The sequence below is a fragment of the Microcoleus sp. PH2017_12_PCY_D_A genome (assembly GCF_020738565.1).
Lineage (GTDB): Bacteria > Cyanobacteriota > Cyanobacteriia > Cyanobacteriales > Microcoleaceae > Microcoleus.
In genome coordinates, this window is the sequence record NZ_JAEQCI010000211.1 from 1 (window position 1) to 5,204 (window position 5,204).

Consider the following 5,204-nt stretch of genomic DNA (forward strand, 5'->3'; position numbering starts at 1 on the left):
GCCCAGTGGTGCATCTCCTGGGGCGATATCTATTGACCCTTGGGATAATTATGCTTACGTCGCGGACTCAGGGCGGGGTAGCATTTATGTCCTGGATGTCAATCCTGACTCGCCAAGCTATAACGAAGTTGTTCGGACTATCTCAGTTAATGCTACGTCAGGACTGCGCCAGATTGCGGTTAGCAGTGACGGGCGCAAGCTGTTTGCGACTGCGGCTGATGGTTATATTTACGCTGTGAATATTGACCCTGAAGACAAACCGACGGTTCCGAATTCTAATCCCCGGAAGTGGGGGGAGCAAATTGGAAAGGTTTTGACTACTACAGGGGCTTGGGGGTTGGCTGCAACTCCTGACCCGCTGAAAATGGTTTTTACTAATGGTAACCCGAACACAGACGGCAGCGGTTTTGGGGTGCTGACGCTGACTAATAATACCAATGTCTTTGAGGTGAATGAGGGAGTGGCTGTCACGGTGACGGCTGATGGAAAGTATGCGTTTGTGGCGGGTCGTAACAGTAAAAAAATCATTGAAGTTGATGCCAATCCGCTGGCGGGGGGAAATATTGGGATTATTAAAGATCCGTTGGGGCCTAATCCGCAATTAGTTGCTGCTACTGAACCGGTGCCGGGAAGTTTAACTAATAATGTGGCTCTTTCGGGTGATGGGAAGTATCTGATTGGTTCTTATCCTACTCTTAGTGGTGGTGGAAGTGCTTATGTCTTTGATGTGGAGGAAATTATTAAGACTGTTGAAAATCCTGCTTATGCTTTGACAACGCGGGCTGTTGAGAAGTTTAATCCGAATATCATACCAAAAGGTGCTATTCCGGCTGTGATTGCGATCGGTGGTAATCCTTTGGGGTTGATTGCTGCTGCTCCCGATCCATGCTTTGAACTCATAAAAGAAATTGTAGCTCTTGGTAATGAGTTAAAAAAACGCTACGACGATTTGCGCTTAGACGATCAGGATCTTTATCATCGGCGTCGTGAAATCAGCAATCCTCCCGTCCCGCGAATTGTTCCCTTATCGGGTAGTAGGACTACTGTGACTGGCGATCCCGGTTCTTGGGACGGACATATATACCAGTACGATAAAGTGAAAGCCAGGTTGAAGGAATTGTTGGAGCAGTTTAAAAATGATGACGATTGTGATGATCGCGATGTGGATTACTACAACATGTTGAAAGGCTTTGCCCAAGCTGAGGAGTATAGTGAAAAAGAACCTCCTAAACAGCCAGATATCAAAAACAAAAGTAGCTTGCTGGCATGGGCAAATGAGCTTGGTGCACAGGTAAGAGACGGTGCTTTATGGGTAGGAGCGGGGGTAGCAGGAGTTGCTCTGATTACATTGGAAGTAATTGCGAGGCTTCTGGGATTAGAGTTACGTTTTAGACCTTGATAGACACTATTACTGATGACAAAACAGAACTGCTTGAAACTTAAATTATCTTGGAAAGACATTGAAAGCAGGATTTACTTGAGAGCTTTATCTTTACCAACTCTACCGTGGGCTGCTCCTTTTTTACCACTGGTGGGATTGCCAAATGCCCTACTAGAGCAACCGTGTATCTGGGAGTCAATTTATACCCAGGCTTTTATTGAGCATGAGACTCACAATCGCATGAGGGATTGGACAGGAAGTCCAGACGGGGAGCGGGGCGAACTGAGACGGCAGATAGTCACGAAGGCGTTGTCGCTGCTAGCACAGCAGATGGGACGGAATGTGGCAATTGATTTAGAGAAATGGGTCAGGTTTCACGAATGCTGTCCTGAAGCCGAAAGAGCGATGACAGAGTGGCAAATTACTCTTAGGTATGCCTATATTTCGCCAAAGTCCCGTCGTTATCCTCGAAAAGTTCCTCCACCCGCCGTCTTAGAGCCAATATTACCAGAGATTTCTGAACTGGTAGCTTTGGCTCGCAGAACCGAGATTAAGGACGCTTTGAAGCGTGTCGCTCCGCCCCCCCCATACGAGCAGATCCCCTACGAATATATGGAGCATTGTTATGAAGAGTTAATGCTATCTCAGGTAATCGATCGATCGCTGACGCTGAAAGCTTTGCAAACAATTGCCTCTAAACTCAACGACACGGAACTTTCAGAAGTGGCGATGTGGGCGGAGATTCAAGCTCGGACTATGAGTAGATATGGTAAACCAGAGAATCTGTGTGGAGATAAGTATTTGCAAGTTGAACTCCCCAGTTTTGATGTTCCATCATTACTTGATTTTTCTACTTTAGATGAGAGTGCTTGACGGAAGCCACCACGAGGATCGGACTGTGGATTAATGAGCGATACATACGATCGCCTTGCGAGCCTCTTTTGAAATGAATTTATGAAACTCAGTAAACTCCAGTGGAGAACCGGGGTATAATCAAAGGTGAGGAGTGAGAATTTGGAACTCAAAATTGAGAATAATTCTCAAATCTGACTTCGGAGTTGAGAATTCTGGAACTTTCAAGTGAAATTATGGTAGAACTCTCCTGTAAAAGCGAATACGCAATCTTGGCTTTGCTGGAACTGGCCGATGGCTACGATGAGGGCGAACCCCTCCAAATTCGCCAGATAGCTGCTCAGCAAAATATTCCCGATCGATATTTAGAACAGTTGCTGGCTACCATGAGACGCTGCGGGCTGATTCGCAGCCAGCGAGGAGCTAAAGGTGGTTACATCCTGGCGCGGGAACCGTGGAAAATAACACTCCTGGAAATTATCAACTGCCTTGAAGGCTCAGATTTCGATCGCTCCGAAAAAGACTCGCCTGCTCAAACTGTAGAAAGTGCGGTGATTTGGGAAGTTTGGCAAGAAGCGCGATCGATCGCCAACTCGGTGTTGCAAAAATATACGCTACAGGATCTGTGCGAAAAACGCAATGGCAGGCGGCAGCTCGAAATTATGTATTACATCTAGTTAAGCTGGCGCGCGTCTAATTTTCAAAATCCTGTTTTTTGAAACAATCAGTGCGGTGGGTGCCAGAGCACGCCCTAAAAGTTAAATCTCAATGCACAATAGCTTAATATTGCCCACTAGGAATTAACATTTACTTTCAACAACAAGCAGACAAAGATTATGCGTATTGCTGGCGACATTACAGAATTGGTGGGGCACACGCCCCTGGTGCAACTCAACCGCATTCCCCAAGCCGAAGGCTGCTTGGCTCGGATTGTGGTAAAACTCGAAGGCATGAATCCGGCAGCATCAGTAAAAGACCGGATTGGTGTCAATATGGTGAATCAAGCCGAGGCGGAAGGGCTGATTGCTCCCGGCAAAACGGTTTTAGTAGAACCGACTTCTGGCAATACCGGAATTGCTCTGGCTATGGTGGCGGCGGCTAAGGGCTACCAGTTGATTTTGACAATGCCGGATACGATGAGCACGGAACGCCGATCGATGTTACGGGCTTACGGAGCTCAACTAGAACTGACTCCCGGGATTGAAGGCATGAGCGGTTGCATTCGTCGCGCTCAAGAGATTGTAGACAAAACTCCGAACGCCTATATGTTGCAGCAGTTTCGGAATCCGGCCAACCCGGAGGTTCACCGTTCGACAACGGCTGAGGAAATTTGGGCAGATACCGACGGCGAGGTGGATTTCCTGATTTCTGGAGTCGGCACTGGCGGCACGATTACGGGTATTGCAGAGGTGATTAAGTCGCGGAAACCTGAGTTTAAGGCGATCGCCGTTGAGCCGGCAAACAGTCAGGTACTGTCGGGCGGAAAGCCCGGGCCTCACAAAATTCAAGGTATCGGTGCTGGTTTTGTGCCGCCTGTGCTGAATGTAAAGGCGATCGACGAAGTGGTAATTGTGACGGATGACGAGGCGATCGCCTACGGACGCCGCTTGGCCAGAGAAGAAGGACTTTTGTCCGGTATTTCCAGCGGTGCGGCACTGTGTGCGGCCTTGAAAGTCGGCAAGCGTCCCGAAAATGCAGGTAAATTGATTGTGATGATTCAGCCTAGCTTCGGCGAACGCTATCTCAGCACTCCCTTGTTCCAAGATCCAGAACTGAATCTGGCGGTGGCTGTCAACTAAACTAGCCTCCGGCCCGAGTTGCAGAAACTGAGGGCAGGGCGTACAGTGTACGCCCTGCTCGACTTTGTTGTTTGTATTCAGGAATGCAAGTTCTTTTTAACAGTTGTTTGTAGTAAGGACTTTAGTCCTTCTTAACTCAACTTTCCACAGAGAGGACTGAAGTCCTCACTACCAACTTTAAAAGCATCAATATTTTTATAAAATAGATTTATGGTAATTTGAAAACTTAGGTTTTTCACTTACATTTTTTGGCATTTATATCATGTAAATACCTAATATTGTAGCAAACAATGATATTTTTGTCAAGCACTTTTTCGCAAATCATCCAGATTTCAAGGAAATAATAGCGTGTCTTCCGTTACCAATCACTACAAAACCCTAAAAATTAGCCCAACAGCAACCCAAGCCGAGATTAAACAAGCATACCGCCGTTTAGTCAAAATATTTCATCCAGACAGCCAGAGTGCGACAGCCGGTCACGAAGAGATTGTCCGCCTCAATGCAGCCTATGAAATATTAGGAGATGCCCAGCAAAGACAATCTTACGATCGCCAAATCTCCCAGCCCAGCGAAGAACAATCACCCTACGCGCCAAACGTCACCCGCCAGCGACAACAAGCAGCGCGGGACGCCGACGAACACATGGAACAGTGGCTGATTAAAGTATATAAACCAGTCAATCGAATGCTAAACAGCATCTTGAAGCCGCTGAAAAAGGAAATAAACGAATTGTCAGCAGATCCGTTCGATGATGAACTGATCGAAAAGTTTCAAGCTTATATCGAAACCAGCCGCGACTTTCTTTCAAAAGCTAATGACTTTCTGAGGGTGATGCCCAATCCATCTAATGTAGCGGGAGTTGCGGCCCATCTTTACTACTGCATCAATCAAGTGGGAGATGGTATAGAAGAATTGCATTTATTTACCCTCAATTATGACGATCGCCATTTGCACACAGGTCAAGAACTGTTTAGAATTGCTGCTAGACTGCGGCGGGAAGCACAGGATGAATTAAAAGCAAGATAGAGGAGAGGGGGATCGGGTCCGATGGGGATCGGGTCCGATGGGGATCGGGGGCGAGAAACCGGGTTTCTTCGAGTTTTGTGTTTGAGCTCGATAAATCTCGGGAGAAACCCGGTTTCTGAAACCACTAATGACTAATGAGGGGCGAG

General features: G+C 47.1%; 4 protein-coding genes and 1 pseudogene. All 5 read left to right on the forward strand.

Annotated elements, in window-relative coordinates; genetic code table 11:
- Window positions 1-1,399, forward strand: a pseudogene (locus JGK39_RS32520) (hypothetical protein); the annotation flags it as partial.
- A 33-nt stretch (window positions 1,400-1,432) separates the two neighbouring features.
- On the forward strand, window positions 1,433-2,254 hold the full coding sequence (locus JGK39_RS32525) for a hypothetical protein (RefSeq protein WP_293298894.1): 822 nt from the start codon (window positions 1,433-1,435) through the stop codon (window positions 2,252-2,254).
- A 215-nt stretch (window positions 2,255-2,469) separates the two neighbouring features.
- Window positions 2,470-2,910 (forward strand): Rrf2 family transcriptional regulator, encoded by a 441-nt coding sequence (locus JGK39_RS32530; protein ID WP_293260995.1) that lies wholly within the window; start codon window positions 2,470-2,472, stop codon window positions 2,908-2,910.
- A 159-nt stretch (window positions 2,911-3,069) separates the two neighbouring features.
- A complete protein-coding gene (gene cysK, locus JGK39_RS32535; protein ID WP_293260992.1) occupies window positions 3,070-4,032 on the forward strand; it encodes a cysteine synthase A in 963 nt (320 codons plus the stop codon).
- 348 nt (window positions 4,033-4,380) lie between these two features.
- The gene (locus JGK39_RS32540; RefSeq protein WP_293260989.1) at window positions 4,381-5,058 is read left to right on the forward strand and encodes a J domain-containing protein; all 678 of its coding nucleotides are present in this window, start codon (window positions 4,381-4,383) and stop codon (window positions 5,056-5,058) included.
- Window positions 5,059-5,204: the final 146 nt, after the last annotated feature.